Genomic DNA, 25,590 nt, shown 5'->3' on the forward strand with positions numbered 1-25,590 from the left:
ATTTTTAAAACTATATTATTCAGTTATAAAAGGTTTTAATTGTATCGTTCCAATTGGAAGTTCAGTCAATATTTCCCAGCTTGTGTTGTGGTAAAATCGAAATAAACTTGCAACGTTTTCAACGTAACTTGAATTAAATTTACCTTCTAATGGCTTTATTCCTCCAGTAAAATGAATTATATGTGGAATATAATTTGGCGAAATTTTTTGCTGGGCAATATCATCTAATAAATGTTCTGTTTGATAATTATATTTTCGATCTAACTCAATCCAATTATATTGAAAGCAGTAATTAAGAATATCTTGATCCCCAAATGGTAAATTTTCTTTAAATCTCTCAGTAAGCTTTATAAATGGTTGCTTACTAAAATGCTTTGCATTTAGATAAAATACACCAGCATTGAAATAGTTTTTGTAAATATAGGGATGATTTTTTAGTTTGTTTACATAAGGATCAGCAATTGCAGCAATATTTCCAAAAGAAAAATCTAGGTTTGTAAATGGATCCGTAATATTTCCATTAACTACAAGATCGCAATCTAAATAAATCCAATATGGGCTATCGCTGTGTTCAAATAGTTCTTCAATATAATATCGTAGATAAGTTGAAGTGGTAATATAGCCGTTTGAGTTAAAATTTGCTAAATTATTTGAATCTAAATAGCCAAGTCTTAATGTTGAATATCTATTTTCTAAATAGGGGCGTAATGTTTCTATCCAGTGGTGAGAAATATCGCCAGTACTCAATATAAAAATAGATAAATGACTATGATGAGCTAATAGTGATTTTAAGGCAATCTCTAAATATGGCAGGTAGTTTTTATCTGCTGCAAATACAATATTATACTTTTTCATTTTGATCTTTGACCCTATTTTTCTCTTCTTGCACAATTCGTTCGCCAATTTTCCAATAGGCTTCGACCATTGTTGAATTTACGGCTTGATATACCTTTGGGCGAGAAGATAAAAGAATATGTTTAATGTCGTTGATATACTGATTTGACGTAAGTTGCATAATTTTCATCCTATTACCCTTAAGATTTCACAAGGTAGCCAGCCAATTTCGTTTTCTCTTTTGACAATTGCCCATTGGTAATGTAGTTCAAGGAGTTCTACTCTCTCGCCTTGTGCTGCAACAAGTTCCGTTGGGTTATAATCGCATATCAATTTATCTTCGCTAATAAAATGGCTTGGCACAAAGGTTTTCCAACCGTCAATTTCACAGGCAAACCAGTTTGGGTAGTTTACACATTCACTCCCTAATCGAACGGCAGTACCAGCTGAGAATGTAGGAAATTTCCCTTCGCCTTGATGAAAATAGCTAACCAGTAATTTCATTATTTTTCTCGATAATGTTTTACAATTTCCTGTACCAAACTTTCTGCCAATTTGCTTTTATCCGCCAGAGGAAGCGTTTTTTCACCATTTTTCCAGAACAAATGCAACGCATTTTGATCCTGCCCGAACACTTGTCCGCCTGAGACATCATTGGCACAAATCATATCCAGATTTTTGCGTTCGAGTTTCGATTTAGCGTACTCCGCCACATTTTGCGTTTCTGCGGCAAAACCAACCACAAAAGGGCGATTTTCGGCAAGATTGGCGACGTTAGCGATAATATCGGGGTTTTTTACCAATTTTAGCGTGAGTTCATCATTGGCATCGGTTTTCTTAATTTTTTGGTCAGAGACTGCCGCCATTCGGTAATCGGCAACCGCAGCACAGCCGATAAAAATCGCAGATTTTTGAGCAAATTTGACCGCTTGTTGCTCCATCTCAACCGCAGATTCCACATTAATTCGTTCCACATTTTTCGGTGTCGGCAAATTCACCGGGCCGCTAATCAGCGTAACGTTCGCCCCACGTTCGGCAAAGGCGTTGGCAATCGCATAGCCCATTTTGCCGGAGCTGTGGTTGCTGATATAACGCACAGGGTCAATCGCCTCACGAGTCGGGCCTGCGGTAATGGTTACATTTAAGCCCTCTAAATCTTGATTGTTGGAGAAATGAGCCAACACCGCTTGGTAAATTTCTTCAGGCTCAGACATTCTGCCTGCCCCCACATCGCCACAGGCTTGGAAGCCACTATTCGGGCCGATAAATTGTATGCCTCGAAAGATGAGGGTGGTGATATTTTCTTGCACCGCCAGTTGTTTGTACATTTGTTGATTCATCGCCGGTGCAAGCAAAATCGGGCTTGCAGTTGCAAGACAGAGGGTGGAAAGTAAGTCGTTGCCCATTCCCATACGCAGGCGGGCAATAAAATCGGCACTTGCCGGGGCGATAACGATCAAATCCGCCCATTTTGCCAGCTCAATATGCCCCATCGCCAGTTCGGCTTGTGGGTCAAGCAACGAGGTGGAAACCGCATTGCCGGAAATCGCTTGTAAGGTCAAAGGTGTTACAAAGGCTTCTGCCGCAGGGGTAAGCACTACACGCACTTCCGCATTTGCCTTTTTTAAGTGGCGGATAAATTCAATGGTTTTATAGGCAGCAATCCCACCGGTAATGCCGACTAAAATTTTTTTGTTTTGTAACATCTTTCTATCCTTAAGCGTGGATTCATTTTGCGTATTTTAGCGGAATAAGGAATTGCTCACAACTTCACTATTTTTGCGATCTGGCTCGAAAAATTGAATAAATCCTTTTGTCTGCAAAGGTTGGCTCTTTTATGCTTAACGAAATTGATGGAGGAAAAAATGAACGATTTTTTTGATGAAGATTCTCAAGAGCCAACAATAATGCCGCGTGAGAAATTATTAACACAGGGTGCAGCCTCATTAACTGATGCCGAATTATTGGCAATTTTCCTACGGACAGGAACGAAAGCTGTGCCTGTGTTGGCATTGGCAGAGAGTGTATTGATTGCATTTGGCTCGTTACGCCAATTACTGAATGCAAATATTGATGATTTTTGTAAAATTTATGGTTTAGGAAAAACTAAATACATTCAGTTACAAGCCTCTAAAGAGATGACTAAACGCTATTTGGCTCAGCAGATGGAATTTAGCGAGATGATTCAAGCCCCTTATATGGCGATTATGTATTTCCAAACCGAGTTGGAGGAAGAAGAACGGGAAGTCTTTATGGTGTTGTTTTTGGATAACCAAAACCGATTGATTTATAAAGAAAAAATGTTCTTTGGCACCATTAATCAAACTGCTGTTCACCCCCGAGAAATTATTAAAAGAGCGTTAAAATATAATGCCGCGGCGATTATTGTGGCTCATAATCACCCCTCAGGTTCTTGTCTGCCGAGTGAGTCGGACAGAAGTTTAACTAAAAAGATCGAAATGGCGTGCGAATTGGTTGATATTCGCTTTGTGGATCATATTATTGTCGGCAAAGGGGACTATTTTTCCTTTGAGGAAGAGAAATTAGAGATGCAGGAGCATTAATTTTTGCAAATTTCTGATAGAAAATGACCGCTTGCTTTATGTAACCTTTAACATTTCTCCTGAAACAGTAAAAGATACGCATATAAATTCTACTTGAATATAACAAATGAAATCGGTATAATCCGCAGTCTTTATTACATAGACTGTGGTCGGGTTAATGCCTGACGAGGCAATCAAAATCGGAGGGGTTGGTTGAGCAACGCCTTTTGTGAGATCGCCCGAACCATTTTTAAGCTTAAAATTATTGGAGAAATTCAAATGTCAAGAGTTTGCCAAGTAACCGGCAAGCGTCCAGCAGTTGGTAACAACCGCTCACACGCAATGAATGCGACAAAACGTCGTTTCTTACCAAACCTTCACACTCACCGTTTCTGGGTTGAGAGCGAAAACCGTTTCGTAACCTTACGTTTAACTGCGAAAGGTATGCGTATTATTGATAAAAAAGGCATTGATGCAGTATTAGCTGAAATCCGTGCTCGTGGCGAAAAAATCTAAGGAGCTAAAAAATGGCAGCTAAAGGCGCTCGTGAGAAAATCCGTTTAGTTTCTACAGCAGAAACTGGTCACTTCTACACAACAGATAAAAACAAACGTAATATGCCTGAAAAAATGGAAATCAAAAAATTTGATCCAGTTGTGCGTAAACACGTTATCTACAAAGAAGCAAAAATCAAATAATTTTGCTTTCAGATTTAAAACCCAGCAAATGCTGGGTTTTTTCGTATATAGCTTTGCAAAAAATCAAGAAAAAACAACCGCTTCTATCATTAAACTAATGAGAGTTTAAAGTCATTGTTTGATAGGGCTTGGCTATATTCATTAGGTAGCCCTTTATCTGTGATAATTTGCGTAAAGTTATTGAGTTGAGTTGCACAAAACAGGGAATATTTTCCGTATTTACTGCTATCGGCAACTAAGATTTTTTGTGTTGCATTTTGTTGGAGCATTCTTTTTAGATTAGCTTTTTCCTCTGTTGGTGCGGTAACACCTTTTTCTAAGCTCCAAGAGTTACAACTGACAAAAGCAATATCAGGATTAATATTTTCTAATAAAGTTAAGCTATGATTGCCAATGCAGGATTGGCTGCTGTTATCTACCCTTCCTCCCGTAATAATTAATTCTATTTGCTTATATTCAGAGAGCAATAAAGCGATATGTAGATCTGCTGTAATCACCCGAAGCGGCATATGAGCAATTTTTTTTGCGATGCATAATGTTGTAGTGCCAGCATCTAAAACAATAGAATTTCCCGGAGAAATCAGAGAAACGGCATATTCAGCTATGCGTTCTTTTTCGACAATTTGCTTAAGCTGCTTTTCATTTGTAGTTGGCTGGAACGGGATAAATTGATTCAAACTGACCCCTCCGTGTGTGCGAATTACCACACCCTCTTCATCTAATTTTATTAAATCACGGCGAATAGTTGCAGGAGAAGCCCCAGTTACTTTTACCAGTTGCTCTACGGTAGCAATATTGTGGCTTTTTAGGAATAGTAAAATTTGTTCTAGGCGGTTTTTAGACATATAAACTCTCTTATTTTTGACTGCTTTTACTATAAGTAATTTTTTAAAAATAAGATAGTTAAAATTAAAGAACCTAAAACATTGTTGTTTTAGGTTCTTTGTTGTTACTTATTCATTATATGGCTTAAGAGTGTTTTGTCTCCAAATCCTCCTGATTTAGTCATTACAATGATACCTGAATATCTACTCTTTTCAATGGAGCATAAAGGAACGCCCGGTACTACCGCATATTGTACATTCATCTCTGTTACATTCATTTGATCTAATAGTGCTGCTGCACCGTCTCCGCCAAATAATATAAGGCTATCAAATTTTTCATTATCAAGACAGAATTTACTTAAATCAGCTAAGTGTTGAGAAATCTCTTTAGCAGTTTCCGCGATATTGGCAGATTTTGCATTTACGACTTTTGCTGGATTTGCCCGAATAATCACATTATCTTTACTAAAACGTATTAGAGCATTTAATTGTAGTTTGAGTGAATGTTCAGACTGCGAGTAGTTAATCAGCTGCGAAGGAGAAGGATTAAATACGATAGATTTTCCACCTAAAGTTGAAATATATTCATCAACTTGTAGCTGACTTGTTTCGTGAATTGAGGTTACGACAATTAATGCTCTACCTAATTTAAGTTCTTGCTCTGGTTTCAGTTGATTTTGGATATTTTTCAACTTCTGTGCCAATCCAGCGGAGCCAACAGGAATAATTTTATGACCTATATGGTTTATGGCTTGAGCGATAGTTTCAAGATCTTTAGGCGTTTTGGCATCAATAATGATCTGCTGATATTCACTGTTTTCAATAGATGTCAGTAAATTATCAACGGTATCACACGGGATTACTTGGGCATCAGGTAATAATTCTTGCATAGAGGAAGACAGCACAGGACAAATAGGATCTTTGCCTGAGGCAGTTTCATTTACAGGAACACCATTAACATATAAATGACCAGCTTCTATCGTTCTTCCCATTTCTGGATAGGTAGGACAAATAATTGCTTTGGCCTCGGGATATAAACTAGACCAAGCTTCAATAGCACCTTCAATCTGATATTTAACAGAACCTCTCATTGTAGAATCAATTTTGAGGTAAATTTGCCCAATACCATTTTGGATAGCATTGTTAATTGCAATTTGAGTTTGTTCTTTTGCTTTTTCGCCAATAGCTCTTGAATCTGTAGAAACAGAAATTACTTGAGCTTTATCAGAGTGAATTTGTGCTAATGCTGAAATTTTTGTTTTTAATATAGTATTAAATCCTGCTTCAGCAAACATAACGGCAGTATCATTTGCACCAGTAAGATCATCTGCAATAACTAAGAGTGTTTCTTTCATAGGTTCTCTCCTTTTACAGGTTCTTGTACTAATCCACCTTGACGTTTTAAAACCCAAGCTGCAAATAATGGAGCTAAAATAGCGGAAACTAATACTGCAGCTGCAATTTGTGCAGTGGCTGTTTGAACAAAAGGTACTAGTGTAGGGTCTGCTTGAGCAACAATTTCAGGTGTAATAATGGCATTTCCTGCGGTAGTACCTGCTGCAAATCCAATCCCTGATTGATTACCCCGTTTTAAAATAGTTTTGTAGCCGATAAATACAAGGAAACCTGTAAAGAGAGAAGCTACGATACCTAAAATAATACCTGTTGCTCCGCCAGTAATAATGGCTTGTAAGTTAATACCTGTACCTAATGCAAAAGCAAAGAAAGGAATAACGATTGCACCTGTTGGTTTCATTAGCTCTGTCCATTTAGGATCTAAATTACCAATAACCATACCAACAATCAGAGGAATAACAGCGGCAAGCATTAATGAGAGAGGAATATCTGCTAATCCTGATACACCTAAAAATAGTAAAACAAAGAAAGGACCGTCATTAACAGCAGAGGCAACATAAGCTCCTTTATCTCTATAGTCACCATACTTTCCTGTAAATGCTAACCAAATTCCTCCGTTTGAGTTGGCTACAACAGTTAGCATTGCTAATAAAGAAACACCCATAACACCATCATTTCCTACCCATAACCCTAAAATAACGACTAACAGAGCAGGAATAATTGTTTTAAATAATAGAATGAGCCCTGTATGAGCAAGTACAGGTCCAGAACTTCTTACCGTAATCTGCATACCTGTTGCGAAAATTAGTAGTGCGATAAGTGGCCCTGCTGATGATTTGAATAACGCGGTCGTAAATGAACCTAAATTTAAAAATTCAGGAAAGAATGTACCAATGATAGAACCAAGAATTAGCGGTATTACCATTGCTCCTCCGGGAATTTTATTCATACCATCATATATCGGAACGATGGATTTAGATACTTGAGTAGACATATTAATCTCCTTAGTGTGTTGCATATTTGATGTTTGCCATTTTTGCACCCAAATAGAGTGCTTCAGTCATACTACGGCTATCTGCAATACCCTTTCCTGCAATTGGAAAAGCAGTACCGTGATCGACAGATGTCCGAATAAATGGAAGACCGACAGTAACATTTACGCCTGTATCAAAACCTAATAATTTGATTGGAATATGCCCTTGATCGTGGTACATCACAACAACAATATCGAACTCATTTAGGTTAGCTGCACGGTGGAATAAAGTATCTGGCGGTACAGGGCCTGTAACATTAAATCCCTTAGCTTGAGCTGCTTGAATTGCGGGAACAATTTCTTTTTGATCTTCATCGCCAAACATTCCGTTTTCCCCCGAGTGAGGGTTTAAACCTGCAACAGCAATACGAGGCTCTTTAAAACCGAGAATACGAGCATTTTCTTCTGCTAAATCAATAACAGTGGCAACCCTTTCTTTGGTAACTAAATCGCAGGCTTTACGAAGTGGAACGTGAGTAGTAACGTGGATAACATTAAGTTTTTCACTGGTTAGCATCATTGAATAATCTTTGGTATTACTAAGAGTTGCTAGAATTTCAGTATGACCGGGAAATAACTTACCTCCTGCGTGCAAGGCTTCTTTGTTTAAAGGGGCTGTAACAATAGCGTGGATTTTTCCTCCCATTGCTAAATTAACAGCTTTCTCAATATATTCATAAGCGGCTTTACCAGCACGAGGATCGACTTGAGCAAAAGGTAAATCTTCTGGTAGGTTATCCAAATCTAAAATATCAATAACGCCATATTCTGCAACAAAGTTATCTAGTTCATTTAGTGTTTTTAATTTCAGCTCTGAATGAACAATAGATAAGGCTCGTTGCATAATTTTTCGATCACCGATCACAACTGGGTGTGCTAACTCGTAAATCCGTTTATCAGCCAATGCTTTAATAATAACTTCTGGTCCGATACCTGCGGCATCTCCCATCGTAATTCCTAAGATAGGTTTCATTTTTACTCCTTGATTGAAATTAATCATTTTGAGCGAAGTATATCGTAAATAAAGTAATAAAAATGTGATTAATATCACAAAAATGAATATTTACAATCTTTTTGATTTATTTTAATCATTTTTGGGAGGGTGGATTAGATAGAGTAGGAAAGTAAAATGTCAGTCATTACCTAGATAAAGCTTCCCTTTTCCATAAAAAAGAGTATTATAGCCCCCCTTAAATGTAACCCTACATTTAAGTCTGTTTCCAACCTATCCCAATTTCGTTATTCCTTAGGGGCATATAGGGTAAAAACAAAAAAGCTGAAACGCTTTTTTTAATAAGTAGCGAGTCAAATGCCCCATGGCATCTATTCTTTTAGGAATAGAAAGCTTAGGCTTTCCGCAAGGCACCCGACTTATTTTTTTCACCTCTTGTAGAAGGTTTATTTTCAATGACAATTAAAACTCCTATTCAAGCCGTTCTTGCTTCAAACCAATATTTTTTAGATCGCCAAGATGCAATGGAATCAAACGTGCGTAGCTACCCACGTAAATTACCTTTTGCTTACCAAAAAGCACAAGGCGTTTGGGTAACTGATGTTGAAGGCAACGAATACCTCGATTTCCTAGCAGGTGCAGGAACGCTTGCATTAGGTCATAACCACCCTAAATTAATCCAAGCAGTTAAAGATGTATTAGACAGTGGTTTACCTTTACACTCGTTAGATATTACGACTCCGTTAAAAGATGCTTTTACGGAAGAATTACTCTCTTTCTTTCCAAAAGATAAATATATCCTCCAATTTACTGGCCCGTCTGGTGCAGATGCTAACGAAGCGGCAATTAAATTAGCCAAAACCTACACTGGTCGTGGAAACGTAATTGCTTTCTCCGGTGGTTTCCACGGAATGACCCATGGTGCGTTATCGCTCACCGGTAATTTAAGTGCGAAAAATGCAGTACAAGGCTTAATGCCGGGCGTACAGTTTATGCCTTATCCGCACGAATACCGCTGTCCGTTTGGCATTGGTGGCGAAGCCGGTGCAAAAGCAGTTGAACATTATTTTGAGAACTTTATTGAAGATGTTGAAAGCGGCGTGGTAAAACCGGCAGCGGTGATCCTTGAAGCCATTCAAGGTGAAGGTGGTGTAGTGCCGGCTCCAATCAGCTTCTTACAAAAAGTGCGTGAAGTTACTCAAAAACACGGCATCTTAATGATTGTGGACGAAGTTCAAGCCGGTTTCTGCCGTTCAGGGAAAATGTTTGCCTTTGAACACGCAGGCATTGAGCCGGATATCGTAGTAATGTCAAAAGCGATTGGTGGTAGCTTACCGCTTGCGGTATTAGCGATCAAAAAAGAGTTTGACGCTTGGCAACCGGCAGGTCATACCGGTACATTCCGTGGTAACCAATTAGCAATGGCAACCGGCTATGTATCGCTTAAAATTATGCGTGAAGAGAATTTAGCGAAAAACGCACAAGAGCGTGGCGAATACTTAACTAACGCATTACGTGAATTAAGCAAAGAATTACCTTGTATCGGCAATGTGCGTGGTAAAGGCTTAATGATGGGAATTGATATTGTTGATGAACGTCAGCCAAAAGATGCAACAGGTGCATACCCGCGTGATTGCGATTTAGCCGTTGCAATTCAAAAATACTGCTTTAAAAACAAATTGTTATTAGAGCGTGGCGGACGTGGCGGTAATGTGGTGCGTGTTCTTTGTGCCGTGAATATTACCCAAGCAGAATGTGAAGAGTTTATTAAACGCTTCAAGCAATCTGTTACCGAAGCAGTGAAAGCGGTGCGTGGTTAATAGTTAGAATGGTAGGGGCGAAACATTTTTCGCCCTAATGTAAAAAGGGGCGAATATTTATTCGCCCCTACACCAATAGGATAGAAATAATGTCAAACCTAGAAAAACACAGACAATCCCTGTTCTGTAGCGATCCAAAATCGATTGCTGATTATGAATCGGCGATGAACAATGCGGTAAAAGCGGTTTCAGATTGGCTGAAAGAAGAAAAAATGTACACCGGTGGCTCAATTAAAGAGTTGCGTGCAAAAATCAACGGCTTTAACCCAACCCAAGCCGGTGTGGGCGTGCAAAAATCACTGGAACATTTGGTGGAAATTTTCTTAAAGCCAAGCCTCAAAGTTCACCACCCTCATTCTTTGGCCCACTTACATTGCCCGACAATGGTAACCAGCCAAATTGCAGAAGTGTTAATTAATGCCACCAACCAATCAATGGACTCTTGGGATCAAAGCCCGGCAGGTTCGATTATGGAAGAGCATTTAATTGACTGGCTACGTCAAAAAGTCGGCTATGGCAAAGGAACTTCAGGAGTCTTTACCTCAGGTGGTACGCAATCAAACCTGATGGGCGTATTATTGGCTCGTGACTGGGCGATAGCGAACCATTGGAAAAAGGCAGACGGTTCAGAGTGGTCGGTGCAAGCCGACGGTATTCCTGCCGATGCAATGCAAAAAGTGAAAGTGGTTTGTTCGGAAAATGCTCACTTCTCTGTGCAAAAAAATATGGCAATGATGGGAATGGGTTTCCAATCAGTAGTGACTGTGCCGTCAAATGCCAATGCACAAATGGACGTTGAAGCCCTTGCGAAAACCTTAGCGGATTTAAAAGCCGAAGGCAAAATTGTGGCTTGTATCGTCGCAACCGCAGGCACGACCGATGCCGGTGCGATTGATGATTTAAAAGCGATCCGCAAATTAGCCGATGAACATCAGGCTTGGGTTCACGTTGATGCTGCTTGGGGTGGAGCATTATTGCTGTCGAAAGATTTCCGCCATTTCTTAGATGGCATTGAATTGACCGATTCGATTACCCTTGATTTCCACAAACATTTCTTCCAATCGATTTCATGTGGGGCGTTCTTATTAAAAGATGAAGCGAATTACCGCTTTATTGATTACAAGGCAGACTACCTGAACTCGGAATATGACGAAGAACACGGCGTACCGAATTTGGTGTCAAAATCATTACAAACTACCCGCCGTTTTGATGCGTTAAAATTATGGTTTACCGTTGAAGCCTTGGGCGAAAATCTATACGCTTCGATGATCGACCACGGGGTTTATCTTTCTAAAGAAGTGGAAGCCTACATTAATGCTACCGATGGCTTGGAAATGTTAGTGCCGGCACAATTTGCCTCAGTCTTATTCCGTGTTGTGCCACAAGGCTATCCGGCAGAGTTTGTGGATACCTTAAACCAAAATGTGGCAGATGAATTATTTGCTCGTGGCGAAGCGAATATCGGTGTGACCAAAGTCGGTGAGCATCAATCACTGAAAATGACTACCTTAAGTCCGATTGCAACACTTGAAAACGTAAAAGCATTATTAGCTCAGGTGTTGGCAGAAGCAGCTCGGATTAAAGATTCAATTGTGAATGGGACTTATGTACCACCGATTGACTAAGTTATCCTAATGGTACAAGCGGTTAAATTTACGTTATTGCAAAAAAACAGTAAAATTTAACCGCTTGCTTATTTTAAGATTTCTCTACAAGATATTGAAACTTGTTGCAAAATGGTTGCATAATCGGTTTCTTTTAGTCCAATATTACCGAAATAGTGCATTTTTACATCACGAATCCCACAGAACTCAAACAGCCCTTTTCCCAGCGTATGTTCAAATGCTGCTAAAAAGCCTTTTCGTTCATATTTTTCATTGGAATTACCGAGCGTTACAAATTGTTGCATTTTTTTGCCGGTCAGCAAGCCGATACTTTCAATTTCCCCGTTACGATAGGCAAAGTCGTAACTTAATACTCTGTCTAAATACCCTTTTAAAATTGCCGGAAAGCCCATCCACCAAAGCGGATAAATTAACGTAATCACATCAGCTTCACGCCAGTATTGATGTTCAATTGCCACATCTGCTTCATAGTGTTGGCTGAGTGTGCCTTGAAATTCAGCCCAGCCTAATATCGGCTTGAAGTTAAGTTGGTAGAGATCTCGCACAACCACCTTATTTGGAACGGAAGCTGCTATCGTTTTTTCCAAAATCGCATGGTTAAAGCTGGAGGGATTCGGGTGTGCGTAAATAATCAGGTGATTCATAGCGTTTTCCTTTACTGTGTCGAGGCAGCTACTAGAAGATTTTAGCAAAACTTTCTTTGATGAAAATCAATGTTTTGGCGAATATACCGGCAAATACCCCGTTTGAGGAATGAACGGTTTTAAGTGAACATTAGATAATTTAGCCTATTATAGTGATGAGTAAAAAGGTGTTTTCTTGACTGATTATCCTAATCAATCACTTCCTCGCCGTAGCTTTTTGCGAGGGCAATTTTTAGACTCGTTAAAAAGCCAAAAAGTCAGTCAGCAAGGGTATGAGCCGATTCGTCCGCCTTGGGCTAATTTAGCAAATTTTTTAGAAAAATGCACCGCTTGCGGTAACTGTATTCAGGCTTGCGAAACCCAGATTATTGTAAAAGGTGCTGCGGGCTACCCCGAAATTGATTTTAGCCGTGGTGAATGTACCTTTTGTGAAAAATGCGTGCATTCTTGCGAGGCGGAGGTATTCCGAGCGGTTTCAGAACAGGCTTGGAGCCACAAAATTGAGATTCAAGCCGGCTGTTTATTAAAGCTGGGAACGGAATGCCGAAGCTGTGGTGATAGCTGTGAGATGAGAGTGATTCGTTTCCGCCCGAGCTTAGGCGGCATTGCCGAAATGGTATTAAATTTAGAAAGCTGTAATGGCTGTGGGGCTTGTTTGAGCGTTTGCCCGACAAGTGCGATAAAAATTCAGCCATTACAAATACAGGCAAACAGAGATGAGTGAAAAATTATCCGAACAGGAAAACTGGTATGTATGCAGCCTCGTGGTGCAGGCAAAACCGGAAAAATTGGAAGAAGTAAAAGCCGAGATTCTGAAGATTCCTCATACCGAAATTCACGGGGAGAAAACAGATGAAGGCAAATTGGTCGTGACGATCGAAAGCAATGTGCATTTAGCCCTTTCCGATCGAATCGATCAAGTAAGAGATATTAAAGGCGTGATTGTGGTGTCTTTAATTTCTAATTACATTGATGAACAGTGATTAATGATTATTTTTGAAGCCAAACGTGGGACATAGTTATGGAACTCAATCGTAGAGATTTTATGAAAGCGAACGCCGCTGTGGCAGCTGCTGCAGCCGCAGGAATTATGATTCCTGTGAAAAACGTTCAGGCAGATGATACGGGTATTCGTTGGGATAAAGCCCCTTGTCGTTACTGTGGTACAGGTTGTAGCGTGCTGGTAGGAACGAAAGACGGACGAGTAGTCGCGACCCAAGGTGACCCGGATGCAGAAGTAAACCGTGGTTTAAACTGTATTAAAGGTTATTTCTTATCCAAAATGATGTACGGTGCAGACCGTATGCAAGAGCCAATGTTGCGTATGAAAGACGGCAAATTCGACAAGAACGGCGATTTCACGCCGGTTTCTTGGGAGCAAGCCTTTAGCATTATGGCGGAGAAGATCAAAACCATTATTAAAAATGACGGCCCGAATGCAGTAGGTATGTTCTCATCAGGTCAAACAACCATTTTTGAAGGTTATGCGAAAGTAAAACTTTGGAAAGGCGGTTTCCGTTCAAATACGATTGACCCAAATGCCCGCCATTGTATGGCGTCCGCTGCGGTTGCCTTTATGCGTACCTTTGGTATGGACGAGCCGATGGGCTGCTATAACGACATCGAAAAAACCGATGCGTTTGTGCTTTGGGGTTCAAATATGGCAGAAATGCACCCGATTTTATGGTCTCGTATTTCTGATCGCCGTTTATCAGACAACAAAGTGAAAGTGGTGGTAATGTCTACTTACGAACACCGTTCGTTTGAATTAGCCGATACACCGATTATCTTCAAACCACACTCAGATTTAGCAATCTTAAACTACATTGCTAACTACATTATCCAAAACGATAAAGTAAACTGGGATTTCGTGAACAAACACACCAAATTTAAACGTGGTGAAACCAATATCGGTTACGGTTTACGCCCTGAACACAAATTACAACAAAATACCAATGCGAAAACCGCCGGTAAAATGTATGACAGCGATTTTGAAGAGTTTAAGAAAATCGTTGCCCCTTATACATTAGAAGAAGCACACCGTATTTCCGGTGTGCCGAAAGATCAGCTTGAAACATTAGCAAAATTATATGCAGATCCTAACCAAAAATTAGTGTCGTTCTGGACGATGGGCTTTAACCAACATACCCGTGGTGTGTGGGTAAACCATATGATGTACAACGTCCATTTATTAACCGGTAAGATTGCGTTAGAAGGTTGCGGACCATTCTCACTCACCGGCCAGCCGTCAGCTTGTGGTACTGCCCGTGAAGTGGGTACATTTATTCACCGCTTACCGGCAGATATGGTGGTCACAAATCCGAAACACCGTGAGATTGTAGAGAAATCTTGGAAATTACCGGCAGGGGCAATTCCTGATGTACCGGGTTTCCACGCTACAGCACAAAGCCGTGCCTTAAAAGACGGCAAAATGAAATTCTTATGGCAGATGTGTACCAACAATATGCAGGGCGGTCCGAATATCAATGAAGAGATTTTCCCGGGCTGGCGTAACCCTGAAACCTTTATTGTGGTTTCAGATCCGTACCCATCTGTTTCAGCGGTGGCGGCCGACTTAATTCTTCCAACCTGTATGTGGGTGGAAAAAGAAGGGGCTTACGGTAACGCAGAACGCCGTACCCAATTCTGGCGTCAGCAAGTTAAAGGGCCGGCAAATGCCCGTTCAGATACTTGGCAGTTAGTGGAGTTCTCTAAATACTTCAAAGTAGAAGAAGTATGGCCGGAAGAGTTATTAGCCAAAGCACCTGAATTGCGTGGTAAAACTTTATACGAAATCCTTTACCGCAACGGCAAAGTAGATAGCTATCAAGTACCAACTAACATTCCGGGCTATATGAATGATGAAGCAGATCACTTCGGTTACTACATTCAAAAAGGCTTATTTGAAGAGTATGCGGAATTTGGACGTGGTCACGGTCACGATTTAGCCGACTTTGACACCTACCACAAAGTACGTGGCTTACGTTGGCCGGTGGTAAAAGATGAGAAAACCGGCGAATACAAAGAAACTTTATGGCGTTACCGTGAAGGATATGACCCATACGTTAAAGCCGGTGAAGAAGTGGCATTCTATGGCAATGCGGACAAAAAAGCAGTGATTTTAGGTGTGCCATACGAGCCACCTGCGGAAGCACCGGACGAAGAATATGACTTATGGTTCTGTACCGGTCGAGTATTAGAGCATTGGCACACCGGTACGATGACCCGTCGAGTACCGGAGTTACACAAAGCATTCCCAACCAACTTGGTTTGGATGCACCCAAATGATGCGAAAAAACGTGGCTTACGTCACGGCGATAAAGTGAAAGTGATTTCACGCCGTGGTGAATATGTATCGAACTTAGATACCCGTGGACGTAATAAATGTCCGGAAGGTTTGATTTACTCGACTTTCTTCGATGCTGGTCAGTTAATCAACAAAGTGACACTTGATGCGACTGATCCAATTTCATTTGAAACCGACTTCAAAAAATGTGCGGTTAAAGTGGTGAAAGCTTAATAAACGCACTCTCCCCCTTGATGGGGGAGAGACAGCATAAATTGCGTTCAGCAATTTATGCAGAGAGAGGGTGGAGTTATTCCCCTCTCCCTGATTTAACTTCTGAACGAAGTTAAATCTGTCCCTCTCCCACAAGGGGAGAGGGTGATATAACAAGCGGTCAAATTTGCAAATTTTTTTACAAAAACGACCGCTTACCTAAGAGGAACCCACAATGAAAATGGATCCAAATCGTCGCCAGTTTTTAAAAAATGCAACCCGTACCGCAGCTGGTGTTTGCGGTGTGGGAATCATTTTAGGGCTACAGCAACAACAAAGTTTTGCCCGCCAAGGGGTGGCGTTGCGTCCACCGGGTGCATTGCCGGAGCAAGATTTCCTGAGTGCTTGCACCCGTTGCGGACAATGTGTGCAGGCTTGTCCTTACGATATGTTGCATTTGGCATCGCTTATTTCTCCAGTGGAAGCCGGCACACCATACTTTATCGCACGGGATAAGCCTTGCGAAATGTGCGTGGATATTCCCTGTATGAATGCTTGCCCAACTGGGGCATTAAGCGAAGAGCTAAAAGACATTGACGATGCACGAATGGGGCTTGCGGTGTTGCTCGACCACGAAACTTGTCTTAACTGGCAAGGCTTGCGTTGTGACGTGTGTTACCGTGTTTGTCCGTTAATCGACAAAGCGATTACTCTTGAGAAAGTGCATAACGACCGTACCTCGATTCACGCCAAACTGATTCCGACCGTGCATTCTGATGCTTGCACCGGTTGCGGTAAATGTGAACAGGCTTGCGTATTGGAAGAGGCAGCGATCAAAGTGTTACCGATGGATTTAGCCAAAGGCTTGCTCGGTCGTCACTATCGTTTAGGCTGGCAAGAGAAACAAAATGCAGGTAAATCGCTGATTGAAGATGTTCACCCAGAGGGTTTACGCCCAGCTTATGATGCTAGAATGCCGGAAGGCTTACACGAACCGGTGTATCAGCATATGGAAGTGAAGCCGGGAGCGAAAGTAGCAACGCCAAGTCGGGCGACACAAAATTATGTACCGAACTCTACGACGGTGGAAGCTCCGGAGCATTTCCCTGATTTAGACTTGAATCTCAAGGGGGTGAAATAATGGCAGCCAATTCCCCAAAAAATGCGGGCTTAGAGGCTCGTCAGAAACTAGGTTGGTGGCACGCTTACCGCTTTTTGATTTTAAGACGCTTAAGCCAACTCAGCATTATTTTGATGTTTTTAAGCGGCCCACTTTGGAATATCTGGATTTTAAAAGGAAACTACAGCGGGAGCTTATTACTAGATACCGTGCCGATGACAGATCCATTAATGGCTGCTGAAGTGTTGGCAACCGGCTATCGTCCTGAATGGACGGTATTGGTTGGGGCGTTAATTATGGTGGCATTTTACGGCATTGTCGGTAGTAAGCTGTTTTGTAGTTGGGTCTGCCCGATGAATATAGTAACAGATACTGCCGCTTGGTTAAGACGTAAACTCGGCATTCGCCAAAGTGCTAAAATTCCACGCAATTTACGCTATGTAATTTTGGCAGTTATTTTAGTCGGTAGTGCAATTTCCGGCACGCTATTGTGGGAGTGGATCAACCCTGTTGCGGCTCTCGGTCGGGTGTTTGTATTCGGTTTAGGGGCAACGCTCTGGTTGGTTTTAGTGGTGTTCTTGTTTGACTTATTGGTGGCAGAGCACGGCTGGTGCGGTCATCTTTGCCCGATTGGGGCAACTTATGCCTTAATTGGGGCGAAAAGCCTGATTAAAGTCAAAGTGGTAGATCGTAACCGTTGTGATAATTGTATGGATTGTTACAACGTTTGCCCGGAACCCCAAGTGTTGCGTGTGCCACTACACGGTAAACCGGAGGAAAGCACGATTATCTTATCTAAAGATTGCATTACCTGCGGACGTTGTATTGATGTTTGTGCCGAAAATGTGTTTGCCTTCGGAAGTCGTTTTCAAGGCAGTATTGATGTGAAAAATATTTAATTTTTATCTTTTGAAAACAAGAATTTTAATGGAGTGAACCTCAAATGAGAAAATATCTCGCCTTAATTTTAGCTGTGATGTCCGGCTTTGCAATGGCGGAAGCCCCGAAGTTATCCGGCACTATTGATGAGACAACCGAAAGTGTTGCGCCGGGATTTCATAACCCACAAAAAGATGTGGGCACGATTCCAACCACTTTCCCTTTCCAACCACCACTTGTTCCACATAGTATTCGTGGCTTACAAGTGAGCAAAAACGTAAACCATTGTTTAGGCTGCCACGCTATTGAACCATCTAAAACCACCGGTGCGACCCGTTTACCGCCAAGCCATTTTACCGACCGTGATGGTAAGGTGTATGAAAACGAATCTCCTCGTCGTTATTTCTGTTTGCAATGCCACGTGCAACAAACTGATGTAAACCCGATTATTCAAAATAAATTTGAATCTGTACGTGAATCTCAAGCTAAATAAGGAGTAAGTAATGTTGAGAAGATTTTGTAACTGGTTACGCAGCCCAAGCAAAATGGCAATTGGTGCTGTAATCCTTATTTCTGCATTAGGTGGCATTTTTGCGTGGAGCGGTTTTAACGCAGGCTTGGCTTATACCAATACTGAGGAATTCTGTTCAGATTGCCATATGAATGATGTTGTGCCTGAATACCGTGCCTCTGCTCACTATTCAAACCGCAGCGGTGTGAAAGCGATTTGTTCAGACTGCCACGTACCGCACGAATTTTTTCCGAAATGGCAACGTAAAATCATAGCCGCAAAAGAAGTTTACGCACACTTTACCGGTAAAGTGGATACCAAAGAGAAATTTGAAGCTCACCGTGGCGAAATGGCAGAACGTGAATGGGCACGTATGAAAGCGAACGGCTCGCAAGAGTGCCGTAACTGTCATAATTTTGATGATATGGACTTCACTCAACAAAAAAACATTGCGCAGCAAATGCACGCATTGGCACAAGAGCAAGGTAAAACCTGTATTGACTGCCACAAAGGGATTGCACATAATCTCCCACATATGGAAGCGATTCAGAAAAACTTTATCCCTGATGATTTGTTGAAAAAAGCAGAAGAGAAGAAATAACTTAACGTGTTTCAATAGAAAACCCTCAATTTCCATTGAGGGTTTCTTTTTAGTAGCCAAGTTAGTAACCAACGGCATTGACATTTGGTAAAAAATCGTTGGAATTTAACCGCTTGACGACCGTTTCTATCGTGCCGTCTTCGTGCAATTCAATTTCACGCCAGCCTTGTGGTTGTAAGTCTAAGGTAAACTGGTCGCAATTCGGCTTAAATTGAATGCAAGTAGATGGGGTGGCATAAATCGGAATACCATGCCAAATATCATCAACCTGCTGATGAATATGACCATGCACAATCGCTTTTACATTCTTAAATTTTGCGAAAATCTTGGCTAATTCATTGCTGTTTTTTAAGCTATGCTGATCCAGCCACGCTGAGTTTGTCGGCAAAATATTGTGGTGCAAAGCAATTAAGGTAAAACGTTGCGGATATTGTGCCAATTTTTCTTCCAACCACTTTAGTTGTAAGTAACAGAGTTCACCATAAGGCATACCTACCACCTGGGTATTTAGCATCAGAAGCTGCCATTGCTCACCGAGTAAAATTTGTTTATGGGGAAGGATATGTTTATATTGCGCCAAAATTTCTGACATACTCGGCTGAACATCGTGATTCCCCTCTAGCCACACTATCGGCGAGTTTAGCGAATTAGTTATCTGTGCAAAATAGTGATAACCAGCAATATTGTGATCTTGAATCAAATCACCTGTGGCAAGAACTAGATCAAAATATTGCTTCGCTTGTTTGTTTATTTGCTCAATAACTGCCGAAAAACTTTTTACTGTTTTGACATTCAGTAGAGTTTCCTCCGGATTGGAGAAAAGGTGAGGGTCAGTTATTTGTAATAACTTAATTACCCCTGTTACGGGTAACTTAATATATTCGTGCATTCGTTTTGCATCCATTCAAATTCTAGTAATTTTTAACTGGTGAGATTCTATCAGTAAGCTAAAAGTAAAAATGTGGACTATGCCGCATTTTTGAAAAAAAGTGAGATTAATCAAAAAAATTTATTATTTTCGATAGCTAATACAATGATAAGTATTGATTAATATTTTCATATTGTAATAGATGATTTTTATACTGTTTGGCTGTTTCTAGAACAACTTCTCTATATTTTTGATTGATATCAAGGCAAATTGTTTCTGAAGATAAAATAATTAACACTTATTAGTTAATAAAAAAGGAGTTGAAATGCGTTCAGAATTATTAAAAACGCTTTTGTTATCGGGGCTGATTTTACCGTTATTGATGGCATTTGCCGTAGGAGCTTACGGCTTTATTGTGTGGATGTTACAACTGTTTGTTATTGGTTTACCGGGAGCGTAGAAAATGTTAGGTTCAATCAAAGCATTATTTACTAAGCCGGCAACCAAAATCGGGTTGGGAGTGTTAGTTGGTATCGGTTTTATTGCGGGGGCAATTAGCTGGCATCAATTTAATAAAGTAATGGATCAGACCAGCACCGAAGAGTTTTGCGTAAGTTGCCACTCAATGCAAAAACCCTTGGAAGAGCTTAAACAAACCGCCCACTGGTCGAATAAAAGCGGGGTAACGGCAACCTGTTCAAGCTGCCACTTACCGCACGATTACACCGAAAAATATGCCCGCAAAGTGCAGGCAAGCCGTGAGGTGTGGGCAGAATTATCCGGCAAATATAAAGAAGAAGGCTCATTTGAAAAACACCGCTTAGAAATGGCAGAGCGTGAGTGGGCAAGATTTGCCGCCAATGGTTCAAAAGAGTGTAAGGCTTGCCACAGCTATGAGCGAATGAATTTTGATAAGATGTCGGAAGCAGCTCGTAAGGCAATGAAACCGGCAGCGGAGAAAGATCAAAGTTGTATGGATTGCCACAAAGGAATTGCTCACCACTTACCGAAAGCTGATGAAAATGCACTGAAATCGAAGTTTGATCAGTTTGTGAACAAATCCCCAAGTCAAGGCAAATCTTACTACACCAAAGGGAATGCGGAATTATTCCTAGACGAAGGTTTAAGCCAAGCTATCGGGCAATTAGAAACCGCTGTGCCGGCGGCATTTGTACAAACGGGCAAAAATGCGGATTTGGTGGAGCTGACAATGTGGCGTAAAGAGAAAGGTTTTGGTCGCATTTGGTATCACGATTTCGGTAAAAACATTACCGATGCGGTACTCACCAAAGAGTTTATGGCAAATCAGCCGAAATTTGAGGTGTTGGAAACCAAAGAAGATCCGATTACCGGTTTGAATTGGCAAAAAGTGAAACTACAAGCGTGGATTGGCAAAGCTCAATTATTAGACGATGTTACCCCAATCTGGGCGAATGCAGAAAACCAATACAAAACCCAATGTAGCACTTGCCACAGACAGCCTGATGTCGCTCACTTCGATTCCAACAGCTGGATCGGCTTATTCAACGGAATGGTCGGCTTTACTAATATGGATAAACAGACCGGCAAAGAGGTGCTACGTTATTTACAAATGCACGCCTCCGACAGCGAAGGAGCGAAGCATTAATCCATATAGATGGCGCAAGCGTCCTCGCTTGTGCCAATAATTAAGTATATGTGTAGCACCAGCGTGGACGCTGGTGCTATCAATCAAACAAGCGGTCAAATTTCCGCAAAATTTTACAAATTAAAAAGGACAAGATATGCAACAATCTCGCCGTCAATTTTTAAAAAATATGTCTGTGATGGCTGCCGCTGTCACAATGCCGAATTTCCTCGTGCCTCGCAATGTGTTTGCGAATGAAGACCTTAGCCAGTGGAAAGTTTCCGGCTCTCACTGGGGAGCAATGCGTGCCAAAATTGAGAACGGACGAGTGGCAGAAATCAAACCGTTCGAGTTTGATAAACACCCGACCGAAATGCTCAACGGCATCAAAGGCTTAATTTACAGCGATTCCCGTATCCGCTACCCGATGGTGCGTTTAGATTGGCTCAAAAACCGCCATAACAGCAATACTGCACAGCGTGGCGATAACCTCTTTGTGCGAGTAACGTGGGACGAAGCCCTTGACCTGTTCTACCAAGAGTTAGAACGGGTACAAAAAGAGTACGGCCCGTGGGCGTTACACACCGCCAATGTGGGCTGGCGTTCAACCGGTCAATTCCACAGTTGTGGTAACCATATGATCCGAGCAATTGCGATGCACGGTAACAGTGTCGGCACGGCAGGCGACTATTCCACCGGTGCAGGGCAGACCATTCTGCCGTATGTGCTGGGTTCAACCGAGGTCTATTCACAAGGCACATCGTGGGAAATCATCTTAAAAGAGAGCGAAAACATCATTTTCTGGGCAAGCGATCCGGTGAAAAACCTGCAAGTCGGCTGGAACTGCGAAACCCACGAAGCCTATGCCTACTTGGAAAAACTGAAAGAGAAAGTGGCGGCAAAAGGCGTGAATGTGATCTGTGTTGATCCGGTGAAAAGCAAAACCCAGAATTTCTTGGGTTGCGAACAGCAGTACATCAATCCACAAACCGATGTGCCGTTTATGTTGGCACTTGCCCACACGCTCTACACGGAAAATCTGTACGATAAAAAATTCTTGGATATGTACACGGTCGGCTTTGAAAAATTCCTGCCGTATCTGTTAGGCGAAACCGAAGACAAAGTGGCGAAAACCCCAGAATGGGCAGCCGAAATTTGTGGTATTTCTGCCGACAAAATCCGTGAATTTGCACGAATGCTTGCCGGCAAACGCACCCAGTTTATTTTCGGCTGGGCAATCCAACGCCAACAACACGGGGAACAACCATATTGGATGGGAGCGGTGTTAGCCTCAATGTTAGGGCAAATCGGCTTGGCAGGCGGTGGTATTAGCTACGCACACCATTACAGCTCTATCGGTATTCCGGAATCCGGTGCGGCAATGCCGGGGGCATTCCCGCTCAACATTGATGAAGGGCAAGCCCCGAAATACAACAATAAAGATTACAAAGGTTACAGCGACACCATTCCGGTGGCTCGTATGACCGACAGCTTGCTCCACGCCGGTGAAACCATCGATTACAACGGCAAAAAAGTGACTTACGCCCCGTTCAAAATGGCGATTTTCACCGGTTGTAACCAATGGCACCGCCAATCTGAGCGGAACAAAATGAAGCAAGCGTTCCAAAAACTGGAAACCATTGTCTCCATCAACTACAGCTGGACGGCAACCTGTCGTTTCTCTGACATCGTATTGCCAGCCTGTACCCCGTTTGAACGCAACGACATTGATGCCTACGGCTCATACAGCAACCGTGGCGTGATTGCGATGCACAAGCTGATTGACCCGCTCTACGACTCTCGTTCCGACTTTGAGATTTTCCGTGACCTCTGCCGCCGTTTCGGTAAAGAAAAGGAGTACAGCCGTGGAATGGACGAAATGCAATGGGTGGAAAAACTCTACAAAGATTGCCGCCGTGAAAACAAAGGCAAATTTGAAATGCCGGAGTTTGCCGAATTTTGGCAAAAAGGCTATGTGTTGTTCCCAGAGGGTAAACCTTGGGTTCGCCACGCTGATTTCCGTGAAGATCCGGAATTGCACGCACTTGGCACACCGTCCGGCTTTATCGAAATTTACAGCAACAAAATCGCCTCTTTCGGCTATGACGATTGCAAAGGTCACCCAATGTGGTTTGAGAAAGCCGAACGTTCACACGGCGGTAAAAATTCCGACAAATTCCCGTACTGGTTGCAATCGGTTCACCCGGACAAACGCTTACACTCCCAACTTTGTGAATCGAAAGAACTGCGTGAAACTTACAGCGTGCAAGGGCGTGAACCGCTTTACATTAACCCGCAAGATGCCGCCAAACACGGCATTCAAGACGGTGATTTAGTACGAGTGTTTAACGACCGTGGGCAAGCGATTGTAGGTGCGGTGCTTTCCGATAACTTCCCGACCGGCGTGGTGCGTTTGCAAGAGGGGGCTTGGTATTCACCCCTTGACGAAAGCGTAGGGGCGATTGATACCTATGGCGACCCGAACACAATGACGCTCGACATCGGATCGTCCAAGTTGGCACAAGCGGTTTCCGCTAACACCTGCTTGGTGAATATCGAGAAATTTGTCGGCAATGCCCCAGCACCAAACAGCTTTAACGGTGCGATTGAGGTAACTGCTTAATGGCATTGTTGAAATTAGATATCAGCCGTGAAGAACGGCAATTTATCTATGGCTGGTTTAACGCAATGCTCGCTCGAGAACTCTCGGACGAGCAGTTAAACGCTTTACAAGCGGGCGAATTTGACGATTTTTTTGCATACCTCAGCGAATTGGGTTTTGCTGAGCAGGTTGCAAAATTTCAAGCAGAATTGACTGCTTGCAACCGTTTGGAATTTCCCCGCCTCGAACTGGCAGCCGACTTTGCCCAACTGTTTTTATTGGAAGGCAGTATCAGTGCAATCCCATACGCTTCCGCCTATTTAGACGGCGAAGTGTTAGAGAAAAACTTAGCGGAAATGGACAGGCTACTGGGCGAATTTAGGCTACAAGTCAATCGGGAAAGTAAAGAGCCGAGCGATCATCTTTGCGTTTATCTCACTCTTTTCGACCGCTTGCTTGCCGAAAAACCGTTGGAAGAGCAACAGCAATTTCTGCAAACCCAACTGATGAGCTGGCTCCCTGCGTGGTTCGTCAAAGCCAAAACCGTCAAAACTAACACCGGCGTTTATCCGGCGTTGCTAAGGTTGTTTGAACAGGTGTTGCTGAAGGAACAAAGATAAAGTTATTTATTTGAGAATGATTTGCATTGAGCGAGTTTAAAAAGGAAGTTAAAATTTCAACTTCCTTTTTTATTGGCTGGATTTATCCACATTATTACAAGCGGTTATTTTTATAAAAAAATTTACAAAGGAGACATTAATGCAAAATAATAAAACCACCTACCTAAATTGGTACGATTTATGCGTGCTAACCCTGATCCTGTTTGGTGAGGCAATTTATACCTCAACCCAGCAATATTTCATCACCACCGAAATGCAAGGTAATTTTGAAGAAAATTTAACCTTTTCAAATGAACAAAACTATTGGGCATTACTGACTCAACTTGCCTTGTTGCTGATTGCAATGGGCTATCTAAAATGGCGGAATTTTGATTTCAGCCGTTGGGTGATTCGTCCCTCTTGGCTGGCTTTTTTTAGCGGTATCGGGTTGTTTATTTTACTCTCGTTAGCGATGGATCTCTATTTTGAGGTGTTATACGGCGTTTACAACCTAGTGTATCCGGAGCCATTTTTGGCAGTATTGAGAGAAGTGAATATTTCTACCGTGCTGTATGCGATTTTAAACGGCTTTTATGAAGAAATCTTTTTCCTCGGTATTTGCTTGGCGGTTAAACCTGAATATTTAAAATGGGCGGTGATTTATTCACTGATTATTCGGGTGAGTTTTCATACCTATCAAGGAATGGAAAGTGCGTTAGGATTAGGAATTTGGCTCGGTTTAATTATTTATTTGCTCTACTCACGCTCAAAACAGAAAAACCTATTTCCATTTTGGGTGGCACATAGTATTGCCGATATTTTTGGCTTGAGTTTGTTGGCTTATTTTTAATCAAACTCATCCTACCAGTAGGTTAAAAACATCATTTTTTATATGGAAATGTATTTTTAATCTATAATATAACTTTGGGTTATTTTATATAACCAAAAGTTATATTTTTGTTGTGTGTTTGTTAAA

The 25,590-nt window shown here is 41.7% G+C and carries 27 protein-coding genes; 17 read left to right on the plus strand and 10 right to left on the minus strand.

Translation table 11 applies throughout. The features are described 5' to 3' along the window. Positions 1–15: 15 nt before the first annotated feature. Genes ACJ7Z2_RS03745 through coaBC form a run of 4 tightly spaced genes read right to left on the minus strand, consistent with a single transcriptional unit; the run spans position 16 to position 2,540 of the window. Positions 16–855, minus strand: coding sequence for a glycosyltransferase family 8 protein (locus ACJ7Z2_RS03745; protein ID WP_126301593.1), 840 nt, complete (start codon positions 853–855; stop codon positions 16–18). Next, positions 842–1,015, minus strand: a complete 174-nt coding sequence (locus tag ACJ7Z2_RS03750) for a DUF1016 N-terminal domain-containing protein (protein ID WP_409500825.1) — start codon at positions 1,013–1,015, stop codon at positions 842–844. The genes ACJ7Z2_RS03745 and ACJ7Z2_RS03750 overlap by 14 nt, the downstream gene beginning before the upstream one ends. Before the next feature lie 5 nt (positions 1,016–1,020). Further along, entirely contained in the window at positions 1,021–1,338 is a 318-nt protein-coding gene (locus ACJ7Z2_RS03755) for a hypothetical protein (RefSeq protein ID WP_409500826.1), read from the minus strand. Further along, a complete protein-coding gene (gene coaBC, locus ACJ7Z2_RS03760) occupies positions 1,338–2,540 on the minus strand; it encodes a bifunctional phosphopantothenoylcysteine decarboxylase/phosphopantothenate--cysteine ligase CoaBC (RefSeq protein ID WP_318006824.1) in 1,203 nt (400 codons plus the stop codon). The genes ACJ7Z2_RS03755 and coaBC overlap by 1 nt, the downstream gene beginning before the upstream one ends. A gap of 159 nt (positions 2,541–2,699) precedes the next feature. Here coaBC and radC point away from each other — a divergent pair, with 159 nt between their 5' ends. The 3 genes from radC (at position 2,700) to rpmG (ending at position 4,075) form a co-directional block, all read left to right on the plus strand. Continuing rightward, the gene (gene radC / locus ACJ7Z2_RS03765) at positions 2,700–3,398 is read left to right on the plus strand and encodes a RadC family protein (RefSeq protein WP_409500827.1); all 699 of its coding nucleotides are present in this window, start codon (positions 2,700–2,702) and stop codon (positions 3,396–3,398) included. A gap of 258 nt (positions 3,399–3,656) precedes the next feature. After that, complete coding sequence (rpmB, locus tag ACJ7Z2_RS03770; protein ID WP_006251446.1) at positions 3,657–3,893, plus strand: 50S ribosomal protein L28; 237 nt, start codon at positions 3,657–3,659, stop codon at positions 3,891–3,893. A gap of 11 nt (positions 3,894–3,904) precedes the next feature. Continuing rightward, positions 3,905–4,075: a 50S ribosomal protein L33 gene (rpmG, locus tag ACJ7Z2_RS03775; protein WP_005613503.1), complete on the plus strand. Its 171-nt coding sequence runs from the start codon at positions 3,905–3,907 to the stop codon at positions 4,073–4,075. Positions 4,076–4,164: 89 nt separating this feature from the next. On the opposite strand, the gene ACJ7Z2_RS03780 is transcribed toward rpmG, so the two are convergent. The 4 genes from ACJ7Z2_RS03780 to pdxA all read right to left on the minus strand — a co-directional run bounded on the left by ACJ7Z2_RS03780 (position 4,165) and on the right by pdxA (position 8,261). Continuing rightward, positions 4,165–4,920, minus strand: a complete 756-nt coding sequence (locus tag ACJ7Z2_RS03780; RefSeq protein WP_409500828.1) for a DeoR/GlpR family DNA-binding transcription regulator — start codon at positions 4,918–4,920, stop codon at positions 4,165–4,167. Positions 4,921–5,024: 104 nt separating this feature from the next. Next, positions 5,025–6,254, minus strand: a complete 1,230-nt coding sequence (locus ACJ7Z2_RS03785) for a four-carbon acid sugar kinase family protein (protein WP_409500829.1) — start codon at positions 6,252–6,254, stop codon at positions 5,025–5,027. Next, positions 6,251–7,249, minus strand: a complete 999-nt coding sequence (locus tag ACJ7Z2_RS03790) for a 2-keto-3-deoxygluconate permease (protein WP_409500830.1) — start codon at positions 7,247–7,249, stop codon at positions 6,251–6,253. The genes ACJ7Z2_RS03785 and ACJ7Z2_RS03790 overlap by 4 nt, the downstream gene beginning before the upstream one ends. A gap of 10 nt (positions 7,250–7,259) precedes the next feature. Continuing rightward, positions 7,260–8,261 (minus strand): 4-hydroxythreonine-4-phosphate dehydrogenase PdxA, encoded by a 1,002-nt coding sequence (gene pdxA, locus ACJ7Z2_RS03795; protein WP_154703778.1) that lies wholly within the window; start codon positions 8,259–8,261, stop codon positions 7,260–7,262. 434 nt (positions 8,262–8,695) lie between these two features. Between pdxA and ACJ7Z2_RS03800 the strand changes: the two genes are divergently transcribed. Next, positions 8,696–10,060 carry a diaminobutyrate--2-oxoglutarate transaminase gene (locus ACJ7Z2_RS03800; RefSeq protein WP_409500831.1) on the plus strand — a complete coding sequence of 455 codons (1,365 nt, stop codon included), beginning with the start codon at positions 8,696–8,698 and terminating at the stop codon, positions 10,058–10,060. Positions 10,061–10,149: 89 nt separating this feature from the next. Beyond that, positions 10,150–11,685, plus strand: a complete 1,536-nt coding sequence (ddc, locus tag ACJ7Z2_RS03805) for an L-2,4-diaminobutyrate decarboxylase (RefSeq protein ID WP_154703779.1) — start codon at positions 10,150–10,152, stop codon at positions 11,683–11,685. A gap of 68 nt (positions 11,686–11,753) precedes the next feature. Here the strand turns inward: ddc and ACJ7Z2_RS03810 are convergent, their stop codons facing one another. Next, positions 11,754–12,329: an NAD(P)H-dependent oxidoreductase gene (locus tag ACJ7Z2_RS03810; RefSeq protein WP_409500832.1), complete on the minus strand. Its 576-nt coding sequence runs from the start codon at positions 12,327–12,329 to the stop codon at positions 11,754–11,756. Between the two features lie 175 nt (positions 12,330–12,504). Between ACJ7Z2_RS03810 and napF the strand changes: the two genes are divergently transcribed. The 7 genes from napF to ACJ7Z2_RS03845 all read left to right on the plus strand — a co-directional run bounded on the left by napF (position 12,505) and on the right by ACJ7Z2_RS03845 (position 18,939). Continuing rightward, positions 12,505–13,053: a ferredoxin-type protein NapF gene (gene napF, locus ACJ7Z2_RS03815; RefSeq protein ID WP_409500833.1), complete on the plus strand. Its 549-nt coding sequence runs from the start codon at positions 12,505–12,507 to the stop codon at positions 13,051–13,053. Beyond that, positions 13,046–13,312: a chaperone NapD gene (locus tag ACJ7Z2_RS03820; protein ID WP_006248701.1), complete on the plus strand. Its 267-nt coding sequence runs from the start codon at positions 13,046–13,048 to the stop codon at positions 13,310–13,312. Before napF ends, ACJ7Z2_RS03820 begins: the two co-directional genes overlap by 8 nt. Positions 13,313–13,350: 38 nt before the next feature. Then, on the plus strand, positions 13,351–15,849 hold the full coding sequence (napA, locus tag ACJ7Z2_RS03825; RefSeq protein WP_409500834.1) for a nitrate reductase catalytic subunit NapA: 2,499 nt from the start codon (positions 13,351–13,353) through the stop codon (positions 15,847–15,849). Between the two features lie 214 nt (positions 15,850–16,063). Beyond that, entirely contained in the window at positions 16,064–16,969 is a 906-nt protein-coding gene (gene napG, locus ACJ7Z2_RS03830) for a ferredoxin-type protein NapG (protein WP_409500835.1), read from the plus strand. After that, complete coding sequence (gene napH, locus ACJ7Z2_RS03835) at positions 16,969–17,847, plus strand: quinol dehydrogenase ferredoxin subunit NapH (protein WP_409500836.1); 879 nt, start codon at positions 16,969–16,971, stop codon at positions 17,845–17,847. Before napG ends, napH begins: the two co-directional genes overlap by 1 nt. A gap of 44 nt (positions 17,848–17,891) precedes the next feature. Then, positions 17,892–18,320, plus strand: coding sequence for a nitrate reductase cytochrome c-type subunit (locus ACJ7Z2_RS03840; RefSeq protein WP_006251434.1), 429 nt, complete (start codon positions 17,892–17,894; stop codon positions 18,318–18,320). A 10-nt stretch (positions 18,321–18,330) separates the two neighbouring features. Continuing rightward, positions 18,331–18,939 carry a NapC/NirT family cytochrome c gene (locus ACJ7Z2_RS03845; RefSeq protein ID WP_409500837.1) on the plus strand — a complete coding sequence of 203 codons (609 nt, stop codon included), beginning with the start codon at positions 18,331–18,333 and terminating at the stop codon, positions 18,937–18,939. Between the two features lie 61 nt (positions 18,940–19,000). On the opposite strand, the gene cpdA is transcribed toward ACJ7Z2_RS03845, so the two are convergent. Next, positions 19,001–19,843, minus strand: a complete 843-nt coding sequence (cpdA, locus tag ACJ7Z2_RS03850; protein WP_409500838.1) for a 3',5'-cyclic-AMP phosphodiesterase — start codon at positions 19,841–19,843, stop codon at positions 19,001–19,003. 289 nt (positions 19,844–20,132) lie between these two features. On the opposite strand from cpdA, the gene ACJ7Z2_RS03855 reads away from it, so the two are divergent. The 5 genes from ACJ7Z2_RS03855 to ACJ7Z2_RS03875 all read left to right on the plus strand — a co-directional run bounded on the left by ACJ7Z2_RS03855 (position 20,133) and on the right by ACJ7Z2_RS03875 (position 25,464). Further along, positions 20,133–20,267 (plus strand): hypothetical protein, encoded by a 135-nt coding sequence (locus ACJ7Z2_RS03855; protein WP_006248694.1) that lies wholly within the window; start codon positions 20,133–20,135, stop codon positions 20,265–20,267. Positions 20,268–20,270: 3 nt separating this feature from the next. Beyond that, positions 20,271–21,434: a pentaheme c-type cytochrome TorC gene (gene torC, locus ACJ7Z2_RS03860; protein WP_409500839.1), complete on the plus strand. Its 1,164-nt coding sequence runs from the start codon at positions 20,271–20,273 to the stop codon at positions 21,432–21,434. A 136-nt stretch (positions 21,435–21,570) separates the two neighbouring features. Then, entirely contained in the window at positions 21,571–24,036 is a 2,466-nt protein-coding gene (gene torA / locus ACJ7Z2_RS03865; RefSeq protein WP_409500840.1) for a trimethylamine-N-oxide reductase TorA, read from the plus strand. 8 nt (positions 24,037–24,044) lie between these two features. Then, positions 24,045–24,635, plus strand: a complete 591-nt coding sequence (torD, locus tag ACJ7Z2_RS03870; RefSeq protein WP_409501103.1) for a molecular chaperone TorD — start codon at positions 24,045–24,047, stop codon at positions 24,633–24,635. 139 nt (positions 24,636–24,774) lie between these two features. Beyond that, positions 24,775–25,464, plus strand: a complete 690-nt coding sequence (locus tag ACJ7Z2_RS03875; protein WP_154703790.1) for a CPBP family intramembrane glutamic endopeptidase — start codon at positions 24,775–24,777, stop codon at positions 25,462–25,464. Positions 25,465–25,590: the final 126 nt, after the last annotated feature.

The organism is Mannheimia glucosida, assembly GCF_046267875.1.
Lineage (GTDB): Bacteria > Pseudomonadota > Gammaproteobacteria > Enterobacterales > Pasteurellaceae > Mannheimia > Mannheimia glucosida.

Excerpts from the sequence above, each read along its gene's own strand:
- ACJ7Z2_RS03745 (WP_126301593.1), bottom strand. The coding sequence starts at position 855 with ATGAAAAAGTATAATATTGTATTTGCAGCAGATAAAAACTACCTGCCA.
- ACJ7Z2_RS03750 (WP_409500825.1), bottom strand. The coding sequence starts at position 1,015 with ATGCAACTTACGTCAAATCAGTATATCAACGACATTAAACATATTCTT.
- ACJ7Z2_RS03755 (WP_409500826.1), bottom strand. The coding sequence starts at position 1,338 with ATGAAATTACTGGTTAGCTATTTTCATCAAGGCGAAGGGAAATTTCCT.
- coaBC (WP_318006824.1), bottom strand. The coding sequence starts at position 2,540 with ATGTTACAAAACAAAAAAATTTTAGTCGGCATTACCGGTGGGATTGCT.
- radC (WP_409500827.1), top strand. The coding sequence starts at position 2,700 with ATGAACGATTTTTTTGATGAAGATTCTCAAGAGCCAACAATAATGCCG.
- rpmB (WP_006251446.1), top strand. The coding sequence starts at position 3,657 with ATGTCAAGAGTTTGCCAAGTAACCGGCAAGCGTCCAGCAGTTGGTAAC.
- rpmG (WP_005613503.1), top strand. The coding sequence starts at position 3,905 with ATGGCAGCTAAAGGCGCTCGTGAGAAAATCCGTTTAGTTTCTACAGCA.
- ACJ7Z2_RS03780 (WP_409500828.1), bottom strand. The coding sequence starts at position 4,920 with ATGTCTAAAAACCGCCTAGAACAAATTTTACTATTCCTAAAAAGCCAC.
- ACJ7Z2_RS03785 (WP_409500829.1), bottom strand. The coding sequence starts at position 6,254 with ATGAAAGAAACACTCTTAGTTATTGCAGATGATCTTACTGGTGCAAAT.
- ACJ7Z2_RS03790 (WP_409500830.1), bottom strand. The coding sequence starts at position 7,249 with ATGTCTACTCAAGTATCTAAATCCATCGTTCCGATATATGATGGTATG.
- pdxA (WP_154703778.1), bottom strand. The coding sequence starts at position 8,261 with ATGAAACCTATCTTAGGAATTACGATGGGAGATGCCGCAGGTATCGGA.
- ACJ7Z2_RS03800 (WP_409500831.1), top strand. The coding sequence starts at position 8,696 with ATGACAATTAAAACTCCTATTCAAGCCGTTCTTGCTTCAAACCAATAT.
- ddc (WP_154703779.1), top strand. The coding sequence starts at position 10,150 with ATGTCAAACCTAGAAAAACACAGACAATCCCTGTTCTGTAGCGATCCA.
- ACJ7Z2_RS03810 (WP_409500832.1), bottom strand. The coding sequence starts at position 12,329 with ATGAATCACCTGATTATTTACGCACACCCGAATCCCTCCAGCTTTAAC.
- ACJ7Z2_RS03820 (WP_006248701.1), top strand. The coding sequence starts at position 13,046 with ATGAGTGAAAAATTATCCGAACAGGAAAACTGGTATGTATGCAGCCTC.
- napA (WP_409500834.1), top strand. The coding sequence starts at position 13,351 with ATGGAACTCAATCGTAGAGATTTTATGAAAGCGAACGCCGCTGTGGCA.
- napG (WP_409500835.1), top strand. The coding sequence starts at position 16,064 with ATGAAAATGGATCCAAATCGTCGCCAGTTTTTAAAAAATGCAACCCGT.
- napH (WP_409500836.1), top strand. The coding sequence starts at position 16,969 with ATGGCAGCCAATTCCCCAAAAAATGCGGGCTTAGAGGCTCGTCAGAAA.
- ACJ7Z2_RS03840 (WP_006251434.1), top strand. The coding sequence starts at position 17,892 with ATGAGAAAATATCTCGCCTTAATTTTAGCTGTGATGTCCGGCTTTGCA.
- ACJ7Z2_RS03845 (WP_409500837.1), top strand. The coding sequence starts at position 18,331 with ATGTTGAGAAGATTTTGTAACTGGTTACGCAGCCCAAGCAAAATGGCA.
- cpdA (WP_409500838.1), bottom strand. The coding sequence starts at position 19,843 with ATGGATGCAAAACGAATGCACGAATATATTAAGTTACCCGTAACAGGG.
- ACJ7Z2_RS03855 (WP_006248694.1), top strand. The coding sequence starts at position 20,133 with ATGCGTTCAGAATTATTAAAAACGCTTTTGTTATCGGGGCTGATTTTA.
- torC (WP_409500839.1), top strand. The coding sequence starts at position 20,271 with ATGTTAGGTTCAATCAAAGCATTATTTACTAAGCCGGCAACCAAAATC.
- torA (WP_409500840.1), top strand. The coding sequence starts at position 21,571 with ATGCAACAATCTCGCCGTCAATTTTTAAAAAATATGTCTGTGATGGCT.
- ACJ7Z2_RS03875 (WP_154703790.1), top strand. The coding sequence starts at position 24,775 with ATGCAAAATAATAAAACCACCTACCTAAATTGGTACGATTTATGCGTG.